Raw genomic sequence first — 3398 nt, 5'->3', positions numbered from 1 at the left:
GGACGAGCAATTCCCGGACGCGGAAGACGCTGGCCGCCCCCTGCGTTTCTTCGCTCTTCACGGGCACGAAGCGCATGTTCGGTCTCTGCGCAGCTTCGCGGATCGCCTCCGCGTCAGCTGCATCGTTCTTTTGCCGGTTGACGAACGGCTTCACGTAGGCAGGCGGGATCAGTCTGATGTCATGGCCGAGCCGTGCCAGCTCCCGCCCCCAGAAATGGGCGCCACCGCAGGCTTCCATCGCCACGAGACAGGGCGGTAACTTGGCGAAGAACTCAATCACTTGAGCTCTTCTGAGCTTCTTTCGTAAAACAGCTCTGCCTTCGCTGTCTGCGCCGTGGACCTGGAACACATTCTTCGCCAGATCCAGTCCGACCGTGATAATCTCCGACATGACCGCCTCCCAATACGGATTGTTGCGATCCCACCTCGGCACATCGATGCCGCCGGGGGGCGGTTGCAGCATCAAGGCCGCTTGGCCATCTGCGCGTCGGTCAGCCAGAAAAGGTCGCTCACGTCACAGCTCCGTTTTGCGAGCCGTGAATCACGCAGCGTGTCGAAAATCAATGCATCTGACCCTGATCCAACATCGCCGTCGTTCAACCGTAGGGCAATCCGGATCGCGGGTGGCACCGCCGTTCAGATTTACAACCAGAGCGAGAATGGTAAAAAAGTTATTAACTAACTAAAAACATGAGAAATTTTTCCCTAGCTTTGTCCAAATTCCCGCGTTAGCGTTTTTTAACGAATTAGGGTCTGCTCGTTCATCTCAACGTTTGGTTATTGCGCGACATTGAAGTACGAGGGGCGGGTTCGTCCTCGATGTATTTAGGTACGGGTACTTGTCTGCATTCCGAATTCCCTGAGCGACGTAGGTCCGCAACGCGCTGACACGGGGAGCACAGGTTTATGGCGACTATCAACGTTGCAAACGGCGGCCAAATCCAGATCGCGATCGACAGCGCCAGTGCAGGCGATACGATCGTAGTGCCGACGGGCACCTACGCCGAGAACCTGACCATCGACAAGGAGCTGACCTTCACCGTTTCTGGCCCCGGGCAGGCGGTGATCCAGCCGGCTTCCGGCACTGCGGTGACGCTTGGGGCGGGTATCGTCGGGGCAGTTTCGTTCGACGGATTCGATCTGAGCGGCCAGGGCACGTCCAGTGTCGGCATCAACGCCGTTCCGGGCGCCACTGCGGACCTGAGCTTCATCAACGGCGCGATCTCGGGCTTCACAAATCGCGGGATCTATTCAACCGACGATGCGAACCCGGCTGCGCCGGCGCTGACCGGGCTGACGCTGACGGGCGTCGCCTTTTCCGACAATGGCACCGGCAGTGGCAACACAGCCGATGTCAAGTTGTTCGGTTTCGACGGCGATGCCAGCTTCGACACTGTCACCTTCACCGGTGTGGATCCGTTGAGTGTGACCACCGCGACGGGCCGCCCGGACAGCGCGGTGGAGATCATCGGCGCCTTGGGGGCGCCGGGCAACGCGAACCTGCCGATCGCGACATCGCCGTCCATCGGCACGGTCAGCTTCTCCGACGTGACGGTGAGCGGCGGCTACCACAAGAACCCGATCGCGTTGTTCAACTTCGCCGATCTCAACGGGCTGAGCATCGCCGGCACCACCACGGGCATCGACCTTTCCGGCGCTGACAGCATCTGGGGCCCGCTTTTCAACATCGACGGTATCACCGGCGCGCAAGTCGACGCATCGGGGTTCGATCTTGTGTTCCCTGTCGGTTACGGCGGCCCGGTGACGGAGTTGCAGGCCGAAAAAAGCATCCAGGATGGCGGCGCGGCGGTCGACACGACGATCACCGGCACCGATGGCGATGACAGCATCCACGGCAAGGGCGGCAACGACACGCTGATTGGTGGTGGCGGCAACGACATCCTGTTTGGCGGCAACAAGCCTGGCCAGGAATTCGACGCTGGCGAGGGCAACGACCGTTTGATCGGCGGGCTGGGCGATGACGAATATGTCGGGGGCGTCGGCACCGACACGGCGGTGATCGCCGATGGCGGCGGGGCGGCCGTGACGCTGGGCGACTTCACCGTGACGGGCGCGTCGGTGGACGGCAGCGGCGCGTTCAGCGGCCAGATCGCGGGCCCGGACGGGACCGAAACGCTGTCGGGCATCGAGGTGATCGAGGTCACGAACACCGGCTCGTCCACCTTCCTCGTCTACGACGGCATGTCGATCCAGGCCGCCATCGACGCCGCGAGCCACGGCGACACAATCCTCGTAGGCGCGGGGGACTATTCCGCGGAGGGCAAGATCCTCATCACCGACAAGGCGCTGTCGATTTCGGGCGCGCTTGCCGGTGTTTCGCCGACCGGCGACAACTGGGCGGGACAGGCGCCGGGCAGCGAAACGATCATCGACGGATTCACGCTGACCGGCACGGGCGGGCTGTCGCTGGACGGCGTGCGGCTTCTGGGCACCGGGCCGGAAAGCGGCAACGGTCTGAGCGGCATCCAAGCCTACAGCAGCGGTGATCTCAGTGTGGTCAACTCCGTCATCCAGGTCGACGGATCGGCAGAAGCTGGCCTGTCCTTCAGCCCCGCGGGCATCGATGTGTCGGGCACGAATGGCGACATCACCGTCGACAACGTGCTGTTCACAGCCTTCAAGGCGCCGGCTGATCCAGGTGCGAGCCACACGGAATTCCCTTACGGGATATACCTGAATTACGGCGATGCGGTCACGGCGCGCGACGTGAGCGTGACCAGCAGCAAGTTCGACCTTGGCGGCAGCGGCGGCGATTTCGGCTTCCCGACGGCTATCGCCACCGACGGTCGGACCGGCGACGAGGGCAGCTTCGTCATTCAGTCCAACGCGTTCGAGGATACGGCCCCGCGGTTCGCCATCGGGCATTTCGATTTCTCGGGCCGACTTCAGGACGATGGAAACAACGACCAGGTAACTGCAGGCCCGGTCGATTTCTCGGGCGTTTCGGGCAACACGTTCACCGACACGCTGGGGAGCGACGCCAATACCGGGGTCATCGACAACCGGTCCGGCTTCGTGATCGAGACCGGTCCGAACACCATCGACGGTGTCGCCTATGACAAGGTCGTGGCCGATGTGACCGTCGCCGCCGACACGACCATCTCAAGCACGGCCGACGACGAGTTCATCTCGGGCGATGACGGGCTCGACGTGGTCACGTTCACCGGCAACTTCGCGGATTACACGATCAACGTCGATGCCTCCGGGGCGATCAGTATCACCGACACGCGCTCGGGCGCACCCGATGGCAGCGACACGCTGATCGGCATCGAAGCGCTGCAATTCGCGGACGGCTTTGGCGTGGTCGACGGCATGTCGATCCAGGCGGCGGTGGACGCGGCCAGCGATGGCGACACGATCAATGTGGGCGCGGGGAC

Annotated in this window: 2 protein-coding genes; one reads left to right on the top strand and one right to left on the bottom strand. The window is 62.7% G+C overall.

Features of this window, described 5'->3' with window-relative positions; genetic code table 11:
- Positions 1–391: IS110 family transposase (locus DKT77_RS18890; protein ID WP_146205033.1), on the bottom strand; the 391-nt coding region annotated here is incomplete at its 3' end.
- Between the two features lie 515 nt (positions 392–906).
- On the opposite strand from DKT77_RS18890, the gene DKT77_RS18885 reads away from it, so the two are divergent.
- Positions 907–3398 (top strand): beta strand repeat-containing protein (locus tag DKT77_RS18885; RefSeq protein WP_420798332.1); only part of this gene is annotated, 2492 nt, incomplete at its 3' end.

Source organism: Meridianimarinicoccus roseus (genome assembly GCF_003172915.1).
Classification (GTDB): Bacteria; Pseudomonadota; Alphaproteobacteria; order Rhodobacterales; family Rhodobacteraceae; genus Meridianimarinicoccus; species Meridianimarinicoccus roseus.
Note: the sequence above shows the minus strand (reverse complement) of the source record. Positions and strands in the feature narration are given on the sequence as shown.